Source organism: Sporosarcina sp. ANT_H38, assembly GCF_008369195.1.
In the GTDB taxonomy this organism is placed as follows: domain Bacteria; phylum Bacillota; class Bacilli; order Bacillales_A; family Planococcaceae; genus Sporosarcina.
Map to the genome: position 1 here is coordinate 1,338,390 of NZ_VOBC01000001.1, position 17,766 is coordinate 1,356,155.

The following is a 17,766-nucleotide window of genomic DNA, read 5'->3' on the forward strand; positions in this document are numbered from 1 at the left end:
GTGCATTGCTAAAAAAAAGGACCGCTGTATAGCAGGCGGTCCTACTTCTCGATTATTCTTGGATTGCAGCTTCGAGTGCCACTTCAATCATGTCATTGAATGTTGTTTGGCGCTCTTCTGATGATGTCGCTTCACCCGTTAGGAGGTGATCACTAACAGTAAGTATTGCTAGTGCTTGGCGACCAAACTTCGCAGCAAGCGTATACAGTGCCGCGGCTTCCATTTCAACAGCTAGGACGCCGTACTGAGCCCATTTCTCATGTTGAGCATATTCATTATAGAAAACATCTTCTGTAAATACATTTCCGACTTTCAAATCAAGCCCTTTTTTAAGTCCTGCATTATATGATTTCAAAAGAAGATCGAAATTAGCAGTCGGTGCATAGCTGACACCATTGAAAATAATATCGTTCATTTTAGAATCTGTCGAAGCACTTTGCGCAAGAATAACGTCACGTACATGAACGTCTTTCTGAATCGCACCACAAGTACCGACACGAATCAGTTTCTGAACATCATATTCTTGCATTAATTCTGTTACATAAATAGAAATTGATGGAACACCCATACCTGTCCCTTGAACTGAAATACGTTTACCTTTATATGTTCCCGTATAGCCGAACATATTCCGGACCTCGTTGTATTGTATTACATCTTCCAAAAATGTTTCAGCAATATATTTTGCACGAAGCGGATCTCCCGGAAGTAAAATCGTATCCGCGATATCGCCTTTTTTTGCATTGATATGTATACTCATATTGAATAGCCTCGCTTTCAAATTTTCTTTTTCAATCATACATTTATCTAATCCATTATGCAAAGAAGATGCAGGTGTTACTTACAAAACCCTCTCTTCATATAACTGGTACAACTCGTCAAAAATAACAGAAGGCATTTTTGCATCAGCCTTTTCTTCGATATAACGCGATAAAGGATCAAAAGCTTTTTCTTCTTTTGGAAAACTAGAATCTTTAAACATATATTCAGCAAAAGTTGATTTTAAATCATCTATCGTCCCACCTCGGAAGGATAGGACGAATCGATAAAAGGATCGATCCATCCGTTCATCTCCTTTCTCATGAATTGATTTTAAAGTGAGAAAGTACAAGTTTTCAACTTTAAATGGTGTCTAGCTCGCTTACGCATAGTTCAAATGCCATATTAAATAGTTCAACCTATATAAAAAGTTTCGAGTACTCTCCGAAACCTTCTTTTTCAAGTCGGTCTAAGGCTACAAAGCGGAGTGCAGCGGAATTGATACAATAACGCAGTCCGTCTTCTCCAGGTCCATCTGGAAATACATGACCAAGATGCGAATTTGCCGTCTTACTGCGCACTTCTACTCGTTTCATTCCGTGAGTTACATCTGTTTTCTCTACAACTTCCACTGATTCAATCGGTTTCGTAAAGCTTGGCCATCCGCAACCGGCATTATATTTATCTTTTGAACTGAACAGCGGTTTACCTGAAATAATATCGACATAAATCCCATCTTCATAATGGTTATCGAATTCATTTCTAAACGGTGGTTCCGTCCCATTTTCTTGTGTCACATGGTATTGCATTTCTGTTAATTTACTTTTTAATTCTTCTGTCATGATTCTTCACCCCAATTGTCTGATTTGAACCGTTCGCGGCCTGAGCCAGTTGCATATCTATTATAATGTGTTGGGTTTTTCATGTAATAATCTTGATGCCCTTCTTCAGCTGCGTAAAATGGCTTTGCAGGTAGAATATCTGTTGCAACAGGTTTAGCGAATTTCCTTGAAGCATCTAGTTCAGCCTTTGTTTGCTCAGCAAGTTGAAGTTGTTCAGGTGTATGATAAAAAATGGCTGTCTGATAGGATTCACCCCGGTCAAAAAACTGTCCACCGGAATCCGTTGGGTCAATTTGCCTCCAAAAGATGTCGATTAATTTACTATATGAAATAACTTCATCATCAAACGTAATTTGAATTGCTTCGCGGTGTCCCGTCGCATTCGTACAAACGAGTTCATACGATGGATTTTCGATATCGCCGCCTGTATAGCCCGAAATGACTGAAAGGACCCCGTCATATCGATCGAACGGTTTAACCATACACCAAAAACAGCCGCCCGCAAATGTTGCTAATGACTTCCCCATATTAACATCTCCTTATTATTTCGGTATGATGATTTCTAGCATAATTTCATCTTTCGCCAAATCGAATGTCTTCGCCCTTACTCGGAAATTACTTGATACATCAAATTTAGATAAGTCGATGAACAATTCTTCCTCCTTGGGACGCACAATCAGCCAAGGGGGAGGTTTCACTGAGTCTTTTAGTATGTTCAAGACGGTTGCAGGCTGAATGTTTAACACCCCAACCTCCATCGATGATTGCTTCAGTATCAAATTGCCATCTTCTCTTACGACCGGCTCAAAATGCATAATGACCGGGAACGTCAATGAGAACACTGTCATTTCCGAATATAACGCCACATCTTCACCAACTTCAATCGTTAATGGGAGTGGCCCGCCTTTCGTCGCTTTCCGAATATATGTATTGGCAATCGATTCGAAGTTTTCTTTTGTTGCACTCACTGTTAGGACATTATCCGATGCGTCCGCTACTTCCATTTTAGGAAGTGGAACCGATTCAGGGGTACTACTGATGAAAAAAATTACGGCCGCAAATGCTGCCGCGACAAGTCCTGCAAGTAAAAAAAATCCTATTTTCCATCGATTCATGCAATCAGCTCCTACATATCCAATTCCCCGTCCAATATTTTTTGCAAGCCACATTCTTCTAGCTTTTCAAGGTATCGATCCGCCATCACGTCATACCCCTTTGCATTCGGATGAAAGAAATCGGTGTGATACACCATGTTCGTATTGGAATCGAACAGGTCTGTAACAGGGACAAAGCATGACCTTCCGTCCATGACTGTACGTACTTCTATCGCTTCATTCCAGTCATCAATAATATCCTCAAATTCATTCGATTCATCCGTCATAATTGAAAGTGGATTATATAGACCTGCCACAACAATGATTGCATCCCCATTCAAATCGCGTATGATACTGAATAATTCATCGAGCCTATTTTCAAACTTACCGAGTTCAATGTAAAATGGTTCGATTTTCAAATTGAAAAGGTTGGACTTAACAACTTTCATAATATCGTTGCCACCGATTGTTAAAAAAATTAGATCCGCTGTTTTGACAGAAGATTGAACTTCAGGTTCTTCTAATTTTTCGATAAGCTGGTCACTTCTTCGACCACGCTTCGCCAAATTGGCCACATCGACGTCCTTTACCCCTTTCCACTCTATCATTCTGCTTGTGACTCGGCCCAAATATCCTTCTTTGTCAAGTTCATCTCCGACTCCTTGTGTCAGCGAATCCCCTAAACCAATCACATGGATATTTTTTGGAATGAAGTATCCTGGGATAGTCCACTCAGTAAATACGATTTCTGGTCGATCAGAAAACGCATTTGTCTTCTTGAGTTGCGTATCTTGGCAGCCGGACAAAAATAATGAGAAGGCGATAATAATCAGAAATACTCTTCTCATACGTAGAGTTCCCCTTTTCTTCAATAAAGAATCATTGTTTAATCCGCATAATACATGAAACCTATTGCACCTTCACCAGTATGTGTGCTGATAATTGGGGCAGTAAACGTAAGTTTCACATTCTTAATACCCAAGTCTTCAATCATTTTCTTCAATGGTTCTCCCATTTTCAACCCATTTGCATGTGAAATACCGACTCCTCGAATGATCTTTCCAGCAGTCTCTTCTTTGAAAACTTTGAATAGGTGTGCTACGACTTGTTTGTGACTGCGAGCTTTCGCAACGGGAGTGTATACGCCATTCTGCAAAGTCGCAATCGGTTTTATATTCAATAAGGAACCCATCATTGCTTTCCCTTTTCCAATACGGCCGCCTTTCACCAGATTATCAAGTGAATCGACGACAACGAATAACGTTGTATTTTTACGGATTTCGTTCAAACGTTCACCGATCTCAGTAACTGACTTTCCTTGCTCTGCCAATTTAGCAGCTTCTATTACTTGAAACATCAACGCTTGTGAGATGAACATCGAATCGATGACAGTCACTTTGGAATCCGTCATTTCGGAGGCTGCCTGGGCAGATTTCACTGTACCGCTCATGCCACCAGTCATATGTATGGAGATGATTTCACTACCATCCTCACCCAATTTGTCATATAACTCCTTGAAAACACCGGCCGCTGGTTGGGAGCTTTTCGGCAGTTTTGCAGAACTTCTCATCTTTGTTAGAAATTCTTCAGGCTGTATATCTACACCATCGATATACGTTTCGCCATCAATTTGGATGGTTAGTGGAACAACATGTAAGCCATATTTCAGAATATCCTCTTCTCTTAAATCAGCTGTTGAATCCGTAACTATATAGATTTTTTTCATTACTTGCACTCCCCTTATAGTAGCAGTTCTCAATATGATATTGCGGGAAATAAAGAGACAAAAAATGTTTTTGTGGATGGTCTTTATTTCTTTTCGTAAACAAGAAACGAATACGGAATTTCATCCTCTGTAAAATGATCTTCTGAAGTCGAAACGAGCTCCCATTCAGGTCCATATGACGGGAAAAAGGTATCACCTTCATACTCTTTTTGGATGTAGGTTATGTAGAGGCGGTCTGCTATACCTAGCGTCTCGCGGAATATTTCCGCACCCCCGATAATCATCACTTCTTTAGAGTACTCTTCTGCTTTTATAACCGCTTCTTTTAGAGTGTGTACGACTACTGCACCTTCAGCAGTATATGCTTCATTTCGTGTAACAATAATACTTAGGCGGCCAGGTAAAGGTCTACCGATTGACTCGAAAGTCTTACGTCCCATCACCATGGCTTTCCCCATCGACATTTTTTTAAAATAAGCAAGATCTTCTGGAATATGCCATGGCAATTCATTATTCAAACCAATGACACGGTCTGGACCGTGGGCTACAAGCAGTGAAATCATTGAAATCCACCTTTCTTTAAACAGCTATTGGAGCTTTAATTCTTGGATGTGGTTCGTAATTTTCAAGTTCGATGTCTTTCGTTTCTAAGTCGAAAATCGTTTTACCTTCGATATTCAGTTTCAACGTCGGTAGTTTTCGCGGTTCTCGTGTCAATTGTTCGTTCACTTGGTTAATATGATTCGCGTAAATATGTGCATCCCCTAGCGTATGGACGAATTCGCCTACACCAAGACCACACTCGTGCGCTATCAAATGGACAAGAAGTGCATAGGATGCAATATTGAACGGCACACCAAGGAAAATATCCGCACTACGTTGATAAAGCTGGCAAGACAGTTTTCCATCTGCAACATAAAATTGAAATAACGCATGACAAGGAGGCAAAGCCATTTCTTCCACTTCTGAGGGGTTCCACGCAGTAACAATATGTCTGCGAGAATCCGGATTGGTCTTGATACCTTCAATTAAATTCGTGATTTGATCAATCGATTCTTCTCCGTTCGTCCACGAACGCCACTGCTTACCGTATACTGGTCCAAGATCGGCGTATTTCAAAGCGAACTCTTCATCTTCAACAACACGTTTTTTAAATGCATCCATTTCAATTTTATAAACAGCCATAAACTCCTGGTCTATTGAAGCGCGGCGTCCGAAATCGGTCATATCTGGACCAGAGTACTCCGAACTCGTCACCCATTGTTCAAATGCCCACTCATCCCAAATTGGATTTCGATCTTCGATAAGCGTTTTGACATTCGTATCGCCTTTCAAAAACCATAGCAATTCAGATGAAATAAGACGGAAAGCCGTTTTTTTCGTTGTCATGAGAGGGAATCCTTCATTTAAATCAAATCGCATTTGATAACCAAAGACACTGATTGTACCTGTACCTGTCCGGTCTTCTTTTTTTTCACCTGTTTCAAGAACATGTTTGCATAACTCTAAATACTGTTTCACTAAGAAAGCCTCCTTACATTACTGCTCAGTATATCAAATATAATCGAGCTATCATAATAAAAAACACACCTCTGTCATGGTTAATTAAGATAACCACTTTGAAGATGTGTTTTCCGCCTTCGCTATGTCAATATTCCGGTATTTCTACCAACTCTATAAGTGAATGAATGATTCCATTGAACACTGCTTCGGTGCTTAGTTTATATGCTGTATTCAATAGTTCAATTTATACAGTAGGATATGTTTTATTCGCTATTTCAAAAATAGCACTTTAAATGGATTATTAAAATTTGCACTTTTCATCTGAAAGTCCTTAATATACTCAACTAGTAATTACAATAATACTAACCTAAACAGGGCCTATCTTCTCCCACTAACTTCAATTCACGATGGAAGTTATCAAAAAATAGAACAAAAAAATTCCTCCACCGTTTGAGTGCTCATCCAATGGAGGGGTTTTAAATGGCATAATACATCCTTAATACGATAATTTAATTGGCTTGATTTTAATAATTCATGCCCCTGCCTTTTTCAGACATTTCGTGAGCAAGGCGGATAGTTGAAACTGCCAACTCTGCATACGTCACTTCTTTAGTAGGGTTAAATTGATTTTGATCAGTCTTTAATAATCCCATTGAGTTTGCCAAAGCAACAGAACCAATGTATTCCTTTTGAATCTTATTTGCATCCAAAAAGTCAAGTTTAAAGATACTACTATTTTTTGCTGCTTGCTCAAGCCCTAGCACGCGTATATACCAAGCTGCTAGTTCTTCTCTTTTAATCGGAGTGTCAAGATCAAATTTCTGATCATTTGGTTTAAGAATACCCACTTCCACTGCACGCTCTACCGACTGATATAACGGATGTTTAGGGTCTATATTATCAAACGTTTGGGTCGTGTTTTCTTGTCCAGCATAGTATCTACCGTCATAAAAATAAGTAAGTGAAGCCATAATAACTTTTAGTGCTTCTCCTTTGGAAACAGAAGCATCTCCATTAAAGTTTTTATCATCTTTAACATCTAGGATTTTAGCATTAATAAGATAATTAAGTTCCTCTTCTGCCCAAGGATGTGAAATGACAGTTGAATTTGTCCCGTTATACAGGTTATTCCATTCTCCCGTGTTGGCATTTAATAAGCTAAATGGATCTTCGTTAAATACAGGTAAATAGACTAGATCATAGTGATGATCATCTTCTTTTTTCCCTTGTTTCTTATAATTAAGTTTTAGGCTTAGAGCCTTATTCAAGATGGCTTTTGCATCTTCCTCAGAGATAACTTTATCATTTGATGGCCATTCTTCCATTTCTTGATAGTTGACATTAAGGCTGTTTAAAGAGCCGTCAGCAGCTATATTCACACTAATTTGATCACCCAACACAATAATACCATTTACAATTCTTGGGAAAGAAATGTAGTAAGCACCTTGACTCTCATCAAAATATGGTTCTTCTACAGGCATAGCATAGTTGTGTAGATAGGATGGAACCCATTCCTTTACATATTTTAGTGCTTGAGCGAGGGCTTCTTTTTGAGAAAGAGCGTTCTCCTTTTTAGTTTCCCCTACAGTTTCATCCAGAATTTGTCTCTTTATATCATGGTATTGAATAACTTCACCAGTTTGTTTATTGATTTCTAAGTTAGTTCCATGTCCGCCATTTGCATATTGATACATATACTGAACACTAATAACTGCCTGTCCGTTATAATTTTCCACCTCTTCAATGGATTGAATGTTCAATTTAACTTTATCAGATTTAATGCTTAGAATTTGTTCTGCAATTTTCTTTGCTTCCTCTAAAGTAATTCCATTCTGCTTTGGCGGTAGTGGAGTAGATGTTATCATTTCAATTTTTGTTTTCTCAGGAAAGTCCGCCGAGTATCCGTTTGCAGTTAGCCATTTAGCTGATGATGCGTGAACTCCTTGCAACTTTGTTGTCGGTTGGTAAACAAGTTGAACACTTCTATCACCCGTTCGATAATCATGAGCAATTTGATATTGCAATTCAACTGAAATGTTTTCTTTTACTTTCTCTAATATCTCATTTTTATTTTTTATTTGTTTTAAATCATCAAAAGTAGAAGAATCCATCTTCACAGGATTCCTGTAAAAACTAACAATTTCACCATTTCCAAGCACAGATACTTCTATCCTTTGTTCAAAAATAGATACTTGATTTTCCGTACGAGCAAAAGAGAATGAGTAACGAATTGGTTCTGTTAAATTTTGTACTGGAAAATAGTTGTATGGGTCTGTTTCTAATCGATATTCCTCTCCAGCAAGAAATTCCTTAACAAAATCATTTGCAATTTTCCTAGCCTCTTCTTTTGAAACCTTTGCGGGAAATAAAGACTCTTTTTCAATGATCGGTTGATAGCTAAATTGTTCAATTTCTAAATTTTCTCCAACAAATCCAACATTACCGTGTAATTGCTTGCCTTTAACTGTCTTTGAAAAGGATAGGTCATAACGTAACGTATCATCATCAGAATAAAAATGACCGCCCCCCATATGAAAATCACTATCGTTTATGAAGTCAAACTGATTGGGAAACAACGAGCGAAACTTCTTAATTAAATCGTTTTTTGTTAAAACTTTTTCTTTTTCTGTTGAAGCGATTTGAATTTGTACTTTTCCAGGTTGCTCAACCACTGTCGTTGAAGCATTAGCAATTGACGAAAATATTCCAAAAGATAAAGCAGAAGAGGTTAACACAATACCAAATTTCTTTAAATTAGACAAAATATTCCTCCTAAATTAGTAGTCTTTAAATTGTACACCAAATTCAGCGAATTGTGAACGCAAGTTATTTTTATCTACAATTACTCATTGTGAAAGTATCAGTTTTGAAAGAATTAAAATTACAACTTCCAATGACCTATTGAACGAATAATTAATAGTTTAATTGAATTAGTTTTCATTTGGTTCAATTTCATAATAGGGGTATTACCTATAAAATCCGAACGAGGTTGATTTTCGCTTCAGTCGGACGCTTTCCGCGGGCACGACAATCAACGATAGTAGTCAAGTCATTTACGGACAATAGACTAATACACTTAAAAGTGTTCGTCTTTACACATTAAATAAGTAGTTATGAAATTGATTCATTTAGATAGACTTTACATCCTCAAACCGTACACTATTTCAAATAGCATTATCTTCAGCGGAACATGAGATCCTCCAACCATTCTTCTTAAGGATTCCTTCGCCTATACATCGTATATTTGGGTATCACACTCCCACCTTTCGATTGGTGATTAGAAACACACCAATTTATTTTATGAACGTTTCAAAGGAAATATGTCTATTTTTCATCAATTTTATTTCTTACTAAAATTGTTATACGCAATCTGCTTCGTATAGTTAAAGATTAGGAATAAAATAATCCCCACCAATCAAACTGGCAAGGATATCTTTACGTATTATTAATGATTTGGTGGTATTGTTGACCGATTTTCGTCATGGTTATTTTTGAGTGTTTATAATTTCGATTTAATGACTTTTCCGTTCAAATCCATCCTTAGTACGGCATCCGTAATAGTAATAAAAAAACAAGCTGGCATGGTTAATTAAGATAACCACTTAGAAGGTGTGTTTTTTGCCCCATAAAGATGTTCTTCTGGGGTATCTTTGGGGTACAGTTGAAAATCATTGCTTGTTTTCTTTTTCCATTTCAATATTTCAGAAAACTATAGAACCGTACCATAATTTGGTTTGTTCTCCTTTGAAGCCTTTTTCCAACTCCTGTGCCCGTTCTGCTTGTCCGATGAGCCAATCTGTTTCGTCTTCATGAATTTGTTTTTATGGCCATCCCATATTCAAACGTGGCGCATTACATATACTGCTATGGTTTAATTCATTTTTGATTCTCGCCAACCGTGAGTTTGCTTAAGTTGATTTTCCTCATTTTCGCAAAAGCATTCACATACACAGCGAACGAAATGCCCTCCATCAATATTTTAAACTTTTCACGTTCATGATCATTGTTCATTCCACTCACTCCTTCGTTTTTAGCACTAAACTTGATAAGGCTCAAGCATGCCAGCAAATACGATTAATTCCCCCGACAAATTCGTAACCCTGTAAAAATCCAATTTCTCCGAACCATGCTCCGTCAATTCTTTTATTCCTACATCGCCTATTCCAACCTCATAGTGAGATAAGTCGTTATATATTTTCTTGATAGTTTTCTTTTCTGATAAATAAAAATTATCAAATATCGTTAATTTCTCCGTATCATTCACCCCTCAAATCACCATGCCGAAATATCCCAACCTGTCACCGATCCGTAACTGACTACACTATCACTAAGCAAATTTTGTAGTAAACTTACATTAAATACAATCAGAAAGGAGACTATCAAATGACAGCTACGACGTGGATGTGGATGTGGATTTGCATTTGTATTGCCACCTTGATTTTACAGTTCATTTTTATTTATATCGTCCTCCATCAAAGGAATCGATTTAAACATACGATTCATACGATTGATCCAATTGATGATCGTATAAAAGAAATGAATAGAGAACCGACATAGAGTAATGAATTATTTCTTTGAAAATGAATTTATAGATATGGAAAGGACTTGCACATGTTAGTAAAAGTCCTTTCTATCATTTTGGCACCGCATCAAAAATAGTAAGTTGCTGCACCACATCAGTCACTCCTTCACTCTGTTTAAATTTTGAACCCATCCGTCTAGTTCTCATAAATCAAACAACGAAAATCGCTCGTACATTTCCGCCTTAATTAAGGCATATTTAATCTCATGTGGTACAAGCAAGCCTGCGAATACTCTTAATTCCTAGCCGAATTCATAACCATATAAATATTCGTTTTGTCTAAGCCGTACTCCGTTAATTGGATTTTCGCCACGCCTTCCTTCTCGACTTCATAAAGCTGTAAATCACTACTTATTTTCTTTATTTGCACGTCGGCACTCCTTCTCCTTATAGTCGCACTGTGAATAATAAATAATTGAAATGAAAACAAGTAATATTCAAATTTCCGACAAAATACTTCTCATAGAATAAGGGAAATGTTATAATTTTCCTTATTAAAATAAGGAGGTACAAGTCCAATGGTAAAAAAATAAAATGAGAAAATCTTATATTATTTTATCAATTTTAGAATAAACATGCAGATTTTCTCTTTCATAGAATTATTATTAATGGAATGAGGAGATATAACATGTTAATTAAATTAAGTGATACTGTTTATTATTTATCTAATCAAGATGATAGAGAACGACCAACATTAGGATTGGTATGTGGTAACCAACATAGTCTAATAATAGATTCTGGTAATTCTACTCAGCACGCTAAAGACTTTTTACTAGAAATCGAGAAACTAAATGTACCACCAGTTAAATATGTGGCTATTACACATGCACATTGGGATCATTTCCTAGGTATGAATGAATTTGATGCAACTGTTATAGTTAATAGCCAAACAAACGAAATAATAAAAGAATGGCAAAGCTATTCGTATGATGACAGTTCACTCGAAAAGTATGTACAAACTAATCAGATGAGTTCTATGTGCATGAAGATTATACAAGCTGATATGCCTAACAGAGATAATTTCAAGTTGAATTCACCAGATGTAATCTTTGAAAATACCTTAACAATCGATTTGGGAAATAAAGTTTGCATACTTGAAAGAATCAAAAGCACCCATACAAATGACTCTACAATCATTTATATACCCGATGAAAAAGTTGTTTTTTTAGGTGATTGTGCATATGGGACAACCACAAATTCTTTATTTCATTTTAAGCAATCATTGTTATTGCCTATGATTAAAGATATTCAAAAATATGATGCTGAAATGTTCCTACTTGGTCATGAATCTATTTGCGATTCAGATGAAATGAATATATATTGGAAAGAGTTATCAGCAGCAAGCCAAGTTGTAAAATCTACATCTCTAGAAAATGCTTTAGAGTGCTTTAAGTTAGAATTCAATAGGGACCCTAATGATAATGAATTATTTTTCCTACAAGCATTTGTGAATGACCATGTTATCCACTCACAATAATTTCATAGATTACATCAATCAAATACAAATAGTAGCCATCTCTTAATTAACATGAGGTGGCTTTTAATTAGTCAATAATTATTCAGTTTGTGTCTACTGCTTCATATGTTCGAACTACACATGATCTTTTTCATGTTTTATTACAAGTAAAGTCGTCACCTTTACAATAATGTTATTGAAATACATAGGTTATTGATTATAATTAATGTAATCGAACGTGTGTATTTAGTGACCGTTTTATAAAAGGAGACTAAAAAATGGATAAAGCTAGACTTCAAGCATTTTGTCTGACCCTACCCGGAACGACACATGATTACCAAGTAGACTGGCAAGCAGATCGTTATCATATTGGCGGGAAGATGTTTGCTATGATAGGGGGAGACTCTCAAAGAAAGCCAATTATCACCTTAAAATGCGAACCTACTCGTGCTGAAGAGTTAAGAGAAACCTATCAAGGCATTATTCCTGGGCATTATATGAATAAAACACACTGGAACTCTATTTATTTTGATTCAGACCTATCCGACGATCTATTAGAAAATCTAATTCTACATTCCTATAATTTAGTTTTTGAAAAACTAACTAAAAAAGTCCAAAATCAAATTATTCCAAAGTAATTTTCAACAAAATCTTTAGTTCTGTTATTTTTGTTGTCCAATTGAAAGAGTAACTTACTCTTTCTTTTTTAATTTGCATTGTATTTTGAACCCAGCCGTCACTTCGCCCTTCCATGCTTCCGACCAATATAATAAAATCCTAACGCTAGTAACAAAGCCGAAATAATGAAATTTCCAACCTTCACACGTGGTAATCACTGTCGACATAACTTCCATCCTTCCATCCTTACTACCTTTTCTCATACAATTCCCGTTGCAGCAGAGGCTCGTACAGCCAAACTTTATAACCGTTCTCCCACCGTAATAATAACCGCCACACGCCGTTCATACACCATCCCCTTTAGTTAATCCCTCACCCATTCCTTATTTTCCAACCGCACAACGATCAGTTCCACGCCTGTTTTAAGTTCGAACAATTTCTGCCACAAAGGAAAATCCCGTCCAACAGGACTACCTTTACTATCAATCACCTCTACGAATCCAACGAAGCAAGTAACCCTAAATTCCGCAGAATACTTAGCGCCTGACTTCTCACGTTTGCCCTTCAAGTAAGCTGTTTCATAAGAGAACCTCCATTATAAGAATCAAAGCGATAACGTACTAGATAAGATGGAAAGATTAGAAATTATTTATGAATATGAGATGGCAAAGAAAGATAAATAAGGGGTGGCATTGGAAAGGAAGGTCGTATTGGAATGGGAAAAAAGAAATCGAAAAAACCGTTTTATAAAAAGTGGTGGTTTATTACGATTGCTGTATTCCTAATTGTTGGTTTTATTGGTGCAGAGTTAGATGGTGGCGACAAAATGAAGGATGAACTGAGGAAGATTGCGATGTCCACTCCAGTTAAAACAGTTACCGAGAATTCCATAGGAGCAAGAATACCAAGAGCCTTTTGATCGCTTACAAAGAGTGCTTTGAGCAAACTATGAAATCTTATCATTTTCGAAATCCAGATGGCTATGTATTCGTCACTTATGCTGGCGAACCGCTTGGCCAACGATATTTGAAATGTATCATCAACCTAATATGCGAAAGTGAAAAATCCCCACACTTCACAACCTATTATTTTAGACATATATTTGTAACGATCCAACTATCAAATAATATACCGATTTCCACTGTTGTTGCGCTAGTGTGAAATACCCCGAAACGATTTATAAAACTCACGCACACTCCACAAACGTTGATATATCAATGTTTACAAAAGAAAAAACGCTCGTTATTTCAACGAGCGTTTCAGCGTTTTTAGGATAACCATTTCGGCGGTGTGTCTTTTGCCCAATAGATGTCACCGATTGAATGATGAGCTGTAAATTCATCTTCGGCTATATGATAGTGAAAGTTGTAGAAGTAGCCATCTTGTGGCCGCTTCTCAGTGCGTACATGAAAACGGATCAGGTCTTTTCTGTTTTCGAGATCATATACATTAAAAATTTTCTCAGAATAGTCCCCTGCAGGTTTTTCGCTTATCGCAAGACGGCGTTTATGTAAATCTCCTGAACTTGCAAGCGTCATTTGGATTGCTTCTTCAATCTTCGGGAAAATAACGCTATCAAATTCATTAGCGATTACCGGACCAACTTTTGTTCCGAATTTCATGTAAGATAACTTTTTCGCAGAGGTGATAAATTGTTCTTCTATAGATTCGGAATTATCTTCCAGACTATCGTCAGCTACCGCATCTGCTAATCCAATAGAATAATCGTTACTTTGCGAAGGGCCTATTGCATGTTTCGAAACATCTTTGTCTTGCAAGTTTGTCCAAATTTCATGATTCGGTGAAATGGCACCGAGTGTTAAGAGTGCTACGGTAACAATGAGCGTTTTCTGTAACCAGTTTTTCATAACATCTCACCCGCAATTAAATATATTTTTTGACATTTGTATATTTGACGAAAAGCTACTGAAAAGGTTTCTTCTTTCTTACTTTCATTGTACAATAAAAATGTAGATAAATGTCTGTTTTTTTGAAGGAGGTACTCACTAATGGATGTACAATTGTTTATCGGCCTGGGGATGCTCGCATTAATCCTATACTTAAGCTCATTAAATTTCACTCATTAATATCAATAAATGCCGTCCTCCTCGATTTTGAGGAGGACGGCATTTTTCATTTTTCGATAAAAGCAAAATGGAACTTTGTATTTGGTCTGATTTTTTGTTCCATTTGAAATCGTTCAAATATGGGTGAATCAAACCGGTCTTTCACAACAACACGCCGCTTACATACACGCTGGGCTTGCTCTATCCATTCATTTGTAAGCGAGCTATGAACACCAGCTTGGCGCAGTGGAGCGAAATTGGACGATTCCACAACTGGCGCATGAAACATGGGATCAATGTAGACGACATCCCAGGATGAAGTAGATTGACGGCTCAAAAATTCAATCGCTTCTGACTGAATGACTTCGATTCGTGCCATGGCCTCAACAAGCTGTTTCGAATCAGACGGGAAGGAACGGAGCCCCTTGCCGGTTATGAACGCGACAGCTGGATCTGCTTCAATGCCTAGCACCTTTCCATATTCACCTGTGATGAACGAAGCAATAATACTGTCAGAGCCCAGTCCAAGCGTACAATCGAGAAACGAATCATCTTTTTGCAATTGAGCGATCTCAATTAGCGGGTCCATTTCACCGTTCAATAGCCGCTTCAATCTGAATGCTGCAGAATTGGGATGAAAGAAAAACGGTTCTTCCATTCCGATACGATACAAATCATATCGATTTTTACCCGCCACAATGACATCTGCTCCATGTTCATTTTGAATTCGCAAAACCGAATTTTTTTTCCGTTCGACAATTGGAAAACCAAGAATTACGGAAGCTTCTGATGCAAGTCGTAGCGATTGATCATCTGGTCTGCCAGCAGTCGTGATGACAGTACTCATTATTTACAAACTTGAGCGAGTACTTCCGATAGATGGTCTTTAATTTGCTCCATCTCAAAATTCTCGATTTGTTCCCGCGGGATAAAGTACGCAAGTGCTCCATCTTTCCAAAGTGCAATAGATGGTGAACTCGGAGGTACTTCAGGAAAATAATCCCGCATCATATTCGTCGCTTCTTTATCTTGTCCCGCAAATACTGTCAATAGATGATCTGGTTTATGTTCAGCTTCCTCTAGTGCTTCCCTAACCGCTGGACGCGCCAGACCTGCCGCACAACCGCAAACTGAGTTGATAACGACAAGTGCTGTTCCTTTAAGTGTTTTCATTGTTCCTTCAACGTCCTCAGCCGTCGTCAGTTCCGTAAATCCGTTTTGTGCAAGCTCTTCACGCATCGGTTTCACGATACCCTTCATATATTCATCATATGCATTCATATTTCCGCCCCTTTTCATGTATGTTTAAAATCGATTGGCAAATCAAGTTCCACGAGTTCTATTCTACCTTGTCTTTCATATACTTTCACTGTTCTACACTCTAAATGTTAGTTTTTGTTTTTTATTTTTGTTATCATGAATGCGTAAACAACCACCTTTTCAATCGAGTTGGTGGTTATTTCTTCTATTTGAATCAAACTTCACACTGCACCCCGATGATATCCGCCATCTGAATCCTCTCAGTTCCAAATGGATTATCGAGCACAATACACTCGAACCGGAAATCATGCGCTTCTATTATTCCACCACGAGTCATTTTCTTTCCATTATTCCATGTTTTGATAAGCGTCTGACACTTGCTCTTGAATGCTACTTCGATTTCCACCTGCATGGCCTGAAGTTCCCACTCACTGAGTTCTGGTCGATCTTCATAATGATCCATATCCATCCATTTATTCAACTCTTCAACATGCTCTGGCAGCATCATAGCGGTCCACTTTTTTGTTCCTCTATCACGTATGTTTTCTAACATCTCATTTCACGCTCACAATATTATTCACGTTGATTTTTATGTTTTCGTAACCTATTTGCATAGACAAAAATCCTCTCTGATTTTTAGGTAATCAGTTTCTGTTAGTTTCTGCCCTTATGCGCCTATCGCTTTTGATGTCGGTGGTTTTAGAATTCCCATCATTTTTATCATCCTTTCTGTACCAGTCTCTTAATTCCGCTACGTGTTCCCTGAACATCAGCGATATGGCCGACTTTTCAGCGCTCTGATCAATCACGTTGTAGCAGCTCCTTTAATGCTCTGCTTTCCTGCCATTGCAAAGTAAACATTTATCAATTCTTCCGTCCTGTTACGCAATCGTACGTTCAGGTAGCGCCGTTTGTCTTCATAGCCACTATGGATAAATGTATACTCAGTAAATGTTCCATTTTTTCCGTTTTTAATCAACTTCATGTTTTTACTTCGTGCATAAGTATTTGTTTCTTTTAAATCAGCTCGAACGCTCTTTAGTGCTCTTTCAACAATATTAATATATGGCCCCTTCAACTTGAAAGAACTTATTTCAATCGCTTCCCGATCTCTCTCCAAAACAGATACTATCATCGGCAAGTAAATCATATTCTCAAAATACGGCAATGCTTCTCCTGGGATTAATGGCATTAAATTATCCTACTTTCTTTTTCTACGATGGGAACGAGTGCAAGAATGGTATCAATTGTAAAAGTCCGCTTTGGATGCCTCAGATAACAATAGACCTGGAACGATACCTCGTCTATCTGCAGTACATTGATTCTTCTTTTGCTGATTGACCCGTCTACAGCCATGTATATCATATCCAGTGACTCGTTGCACTCTGTCGACTCGACCAATTCACAACGCACATTCGTTCCCCTTTTTACCTAGTATACAGAATACATGTTCGTATTGCAAACAAATAAAAAGTCCTTCAATAAACGGTCTCCTTTTGCGAATCGATATGACTGTAAAAAGACTAATTCAAAAAAATTTAGATATTATTCTAAAGACTTTAAACCATTCCATTAAATAATCACCTCCCATTTTCGACATACAAACTGACCTTACCTGTTAGCTTATTAAGGAGACGATTTTACTCCCCTTCATTACCAAGTAAATAACCCAAAAATTCTTCGTATAATCCAACCTCTTTTGTAGTGATTCTTTTGTGCCTCTATCCATTAAATAATTGTCTGCTAGTTCATTGCCACCATCATTCATTACTAATATAGAGTAAATTACTCCTTCAATTACTTAATTCGAATTTTATGATAAGCATTTAATTCTTCCTGTGATGTGAGTTTTGTTTGAAGGGT

22 protein-coding genes are annotated in these 17,766 nt (G+C 37.4%); 4 read left to right on the plus strand and 18 right to left on the minus strand.

Going from position 1 to position 17,766, the window contains the following annotated elements:
• Nucleotides 1-52: 52 nt before the first annotated feature.
• The 12 genes from deoD to FQ087_RS06340 form a co-directional block, all read right to left on the minus strand.
• On the minus strand, nucleotides 53-757 hold the full coding sequence (gene deoD, locus FQ087_RS06290; RefSeq protein WP_149579641.1) for a purine-nucleoside phosphorylase: 705 nt from the start codon (nucleotides 755-757) through the stop codon (nucleotides 53-55).
• A gap of 81 nt (nucleotides 758-838) precedes the next feature.
• Nucleotides 839-1,060: a YozE family protein gene (locus tag FQ087_RS06295; RefSeq protein ID WP_149579642.1), complete on the minus strand. Its 222-nt coding sequence runs from the start codon at nucleotides 1,058-1,060 to the stop codon at nucleotides 839-841.
• Between the two features lie 115 nt (nucleotides 1,061-1,175).
• Nucleotides 1,176-1,598 carry a peptide-methionine (R)-S-oxide reductase MsrB gene (gene msrB, locus FQ087_RS06300; protein WP_149579643.1) on the minus strand — a complete coding sequence of 141 codons (423 nt, stop codon included), beginning with the start codon at nucleotides 1,596-1,598 and terminating at the stop codon, nucleotides 1,176-1,178.
• Nucleotides 1,595-2,125 (minus strand): peptide-methionine (S)-S-oxide reductase MsrA, encoded by a 531-nt coding sequence (gene msrA / locus FQ087_RS06305; RefSeq protein ID WP_149579644.1) that lies wholly within the window; start codon nucleotides 2,123-2,125, stop codon nucleotides 1,595-1,597. Before msrA ends, msrB begins: the two co-directional genes overlap by 4 nt.
• 15 nt (nucleotides 2,126-2,140) lie before the next feature.
• On the minus strand, nucleotides 2,141-2,713 hold the full coding sequence (locus FQ087_RS06310; RefSeq protein ID WP_149579645.1) for a YpmS family protein: 573 nt from the start codon (nucleotides 2,711-2,713) through the stop codon (nucleotides 2,141-2,143).
• A gap of 11 nt (nucleotides 2,714-2,724) precedes the next feature.
• Nucleotides 2,725-3,540 carry a GDSL-type esterase/lipase family protein gene (locus tag FQ087_RS06315; protein ID WP_149579646.1) on the minus strand — a complete coding sequence of 272 codons (816 nt, stop codon included), beginning with the start codon at nucleotides 3,538-3,540 and terminating at the stop codon, nucleotides 2,725-2,727.
• Between the two features lie 38 nt (nucleotides 3,541-3,578).
• Nucleotides 3,579-4,418, minus strand: a complete 840-nt coding sequence (locus FQ087_RS06320) for a DegV family protein (protein ID WP_149579647.1) — start codon at nucleotides 4,416-4,418, stop codon at nucleotides 3,579-3,581.
• 83 nt (nucleotides 4,419-4,501) lie between these two features.
• Nucleotides 4,502-4,981, minus strand: coding sequence for a dihydrofolate reductase (locus FQ087_RS06325; protein WP_149579648.1), 480 nt, complete (start codon nucleotides 4,979-4,981; stop codon nucleotides 4,502-4,504).
• 16 nt (nucleotides 4,982-4,997) lie between these two features.
• Nucleotides 4,998-5,939, minus strand: coding sequence for a thymidylate synthase (locus FQ087_RS06330; RefSeq protein ID WP_149579649.1), 942 nt, complete (start codon nucleotides 5,937-5,939; stop codon nucleotides 4,998-5,000).
• A 506-nt stretch (nucleotides 5,940-6,445) separates the two neighbouring features.
• Nucleotides 6,446-8,683, minus strand: a complete 2,238-nt coding sequence (locus FQ087_RS06335; protein WP_149579650.1) for a YcdB/YcdC domain-containing protein — start codon at nucleotides 8,681-8,683, stop codon at nucleotides 6,446-6,448.
• A 1,114-nt stretch (nucleotides 8,684-9,797) separates the two neighbouring features.
• Entirely contained in the window at nucleotides 9,798-9,932 is a 135-nt protein-coding gene (locus FQ087_RS22910) for a hypothetical protein (protein ID WP_255452164.1), read from the minus strand.
• A 25-nt stretch (nucleotides 9,933-9,957) separates the two neighbouring features.
• Entirely contained in the window at nucleotides 9,958-10,185 is a 228-nt protein-coding gene (locus FQ087_RS06340; RefSeq protein ID WP_149579651.1) for a hypothetical protein, read from the minus strand.
• Between the two features lie 119 nt (nucleotides 10,186-10,304).
• Here FQ087_RS06340 and FQ087_RS22385 point away from each other — a divergent pair, with 119 nt between their 5' ends.
• Nucleotides 10,305-10,478: a hypothetical protein gene (locus FQ087_RS22385; RefSeq protein WP_188006656.1), complete on the plus strand. Its 174-nt coding sequence runs from the start codon at nucleotides 10,305-10,307 to the stop codon at nucleotides 10,476-10,478.
• 260 nt (nucleotides 10,479-10,738) lie between these two features.
• Here FQ087_RS22385 and FQ087_RS22915 read toward each other — a convergent pair whose 3' ends face one another.
• The gene (locus tag FQ087_RS22915; protein WP_255452165.1) at nucleotides 10,739-10,873 is read right to left on the minus strand and encodes a hypothetical protein; all 135 of its coding nucleotides are present in this window, start codon (nucleotides 10,871-10,873) and stop codon (nucleotides 10,739-10,741) included.
• 258 nt (nucleotides 10,874-11,131) lie between these two features.
• Here FQ087_RS22915 and FQ087_RS06345 point away from each other — a divergent pair, with 258 nt between their 5' ends.
• The 3 genes from FQ087_RS06345 to FQ087_RS06355 all read left to right on the plus strand — a co-directional run bounded on the left by FQ087_RS06345 (nucleotide 11,132) and on the right by FQ087_RS06355 (nucleotide 13,496).
• Nucleotides 11,132-11,980 carry an MBL fold metallo-hydrolase gene (locus FQ087_RS06345; protein WP_149579652.1) on the plus strand — a complete coding sequence of 283 codons (849 nt, stop codon included), beginning with the start codon at nucleotides 11,132-11,134 and terminating at the stop codon, nucleotides 11,978-11,980.
• 257 nt (nucleotides 11,981-12,237) lie between these two features.
• The gene (locus FQ087_RS06350) at nucleotides 12,238-12,597 is read left to right on the plus strand and encodes an MmcQ/YjbR family DNA-binding protein (RefSeq protein WP_149579653.1); all 360 of its coding nucleotides are present in this window, start codon (nucleotides 12,238-12,240) and stop codon (nucleotides 12,595-12,597) included.
• A gap of 695 nt (nucleotides 12,598-13,292) precedes the next feature.
• A complete protein-coding gene (locus tag FQ087_RS06355; RefSeq protein ID WP_149579654.1) occupies nucleotides 13,293-13,496 on the plus strand; it encodes a hypothetical protein in 204 nt (67 codons plus the stop codon).
• A gap of 349 nt (nucleotides 13,497-13,845) precedes the next feature.
• Here FQ087_RS06355 and FQ087_RS06360 read toward each other — a convergent pair whose 3' ends face one another.
• The 5 genes from FQ087_RS06360 to FQ087_RS06380 all read right to left on the minus strand — a co-directional run bounded on the left by FQ087_RS06360 (nucleotide 13,846) and on the right by FQ087_RS06380 (nucleotide 17,095).
• Nucleotides 13,846-14,445, minus strand: a complete 600-nt coding sequence (locus tag FQ087_RS06360) for a YpjP family protein (protein ID WP_149579655.1) — start codon at nucleotides 14,443-14,445, stop codon at nucleotides 13,846-13,848.
• Nucleotides 14,446-14,710: 265 nt separating this feature from the next.
• A complete protein-coding gene (locus FQ087_RS06365) occupies nucleotides 14,711-15,490 on the minus strand; it encodes a class I SAM-dependent methyltransferase (protein WP_149579656.1) in 780 nt (259 codons plus the stop codon).
• Nucleotides 15,490-15,924 (minus strand): BrxA/BrxB family bacilliredoxin, encoded by a 435-nt coding sequence (locus tag FQ087_RS06370; protein ID WP_149579657.1) that lies wholly within the window; start codon nucleotides 15,922-15,924, stop codon nucleotides 15,490-15,492. Before FQ087_RS06370 ends, FQ087_RS06365 begins: the two co-directional genes overlap by 1 nt.
• A 193-nt stretch (nucleotides 15,925-16,117) precedes the next feature.
• Nucleotides 16,118-16,456, minus strand: coding sequence for a YolD-like family protein (locus FQ087_RS06375; protein ID WP_149579658.1), 339 nt, complete (start codon nucleotides 16,454-16,456; stop codon nucleotides 16,118-16,120).
• A gap of 252 nt (nucleotides 16,457-16,708) precedes the next feature.
• Nucleotides 16,709-17,095, minus strand: coding sequence for a YhjD family protein (locus FQ087_RS06380; RefSeq protein ID WP_149579659.1), 387 nt, complete (start codon nucleotides 17,093-17,095; stop codon nucleotides 16,709-16,711).
• Between the last annotated feature and the right edge of the window lie 671 nt (nucleotides 17,096-17,766).

Bases quoted from the DNA above. Each gene is read 5' to 3' on its own strand.
- FQ087_RS06320 (WP_149579647.1), bottom strand. From the start codon at position 4,418: ATGAAAAAAATCTATATAGTTACGGATTCAACAGCTGATTTAAGAGAA.
- deoD (WP_149579641.1), bottom strand. From the start codon at position 757: ATGAGTATACATATCAATGCAAAAAAAGGCGATATCGCGGATACGATT.
- FQ087_RS22385 (WP_188006656.1), top strand. From the start codon at position 10,305: ATGACAGCTACGACGTGGATGTGGATGTGGATTTGCATTTGTATTGCC.
- FQ087_RS06315 (WP_149579646.1), bottom strand. From the start codon at position 3,540: ATGAGAAGAGTATTTCTGATTATTATCGCCTTCTCATTATTTTTGTCC.
- FQ087_RS22910 (WP_255452164.1), bottom strand. From the start codon at position 9,932: ATGAACAATGATCATGAACGTGAAAAGTTTAAAATATTGATGGAGGGC.
- FQ087_RS06365 (WP_149579656.1), bottom strand. From the start codon at position 15,490: ATGAGTACTGTCATCACGACTGCTGGCAGACCAGATGATCAATCGCTA.
- FQ087_RS06295 (WP_149579642.1), bottom strand. From the start codon at position 1,060: ATGGATCGATCCTTTTATCGATTCGTCCTATCCTTCCGAGGTGGGACG.
- FQ087_RS06375 (WP_149579658.1), bottom strand. From the start codon at position 16,456: ATGTTAGAAAACATACGTGATAGAGGAACAAAAAAGTGGACCGCTATG.
- FQ087_RS06345 (WP_149579652.1), top strand. From the start codon at position 11,132: ATGTTAATTAAATTAAGTGATACTGTTTATTATTTATCTAATCAAGAT.
- FQ087_RS06325 (WP_149579648.1), bottom strand. From the start codon at position 4,981: ATGATTTCACTGCTTGTAGCCCACGGTCCAGACCGTGTCATTGGTTTG.
- FQ087_RS06355 (WP_149579654.1), top strand. From the start codon at position 13,293: ATGGGAAAAAAGAAATCGAAAAAACCGTTTTATAAAAAGTGGTGGTTT.
- FQ087_RS06350 (WP_149579653.1), top strand. From the start codon at position 12,238: ATGGATAAAGCTAGACTTCAAGCATTTTGTCTGACCCTACCCGGAACG.
- FQ087_RS06360 (WP_149579655.1), bottom strand. From the start codon at position 14,445: ATGAAAAACTGGTTACAGAAAACGCTCATTGTTACCGTAGCACTCTTA.
- FQ087_RS06380 (WP_149579659.1), bottom strand. From the start codon at position 17,095: ATGCCATTAATCCCAGGAGAAGCATTGCCGTATTTTGAGAATATGATT.
- msrA (WP_149579644.1), bottom strand. From the start codon at position 2,125: ATGGGGAAGTCATTAGCAACATTTGCGGGCGGCTGTTTTTGGTGTATG.
- FQ087_RS06310 (WP_149579645.1), bottom strand. From the start codon at position 2,713: ATGAATCGATGGAAAATAGGATTTTTTTTACTTGCAGGACTTGTCGCG.
- msrB (WP_149579643.1), bottom strand. From the start codon at position 1,598: ATGACAGAAGAATTAAAAAGTAAATTAACAGAAATGCAATACCATGTG.
- FQ087_RS06370 (WP_149579657.1), bottom strand. From the start codon at position 15,924: ATGAATGCATATGATGAATATATGAAGGGTATCGTGAAACCGATGCGT.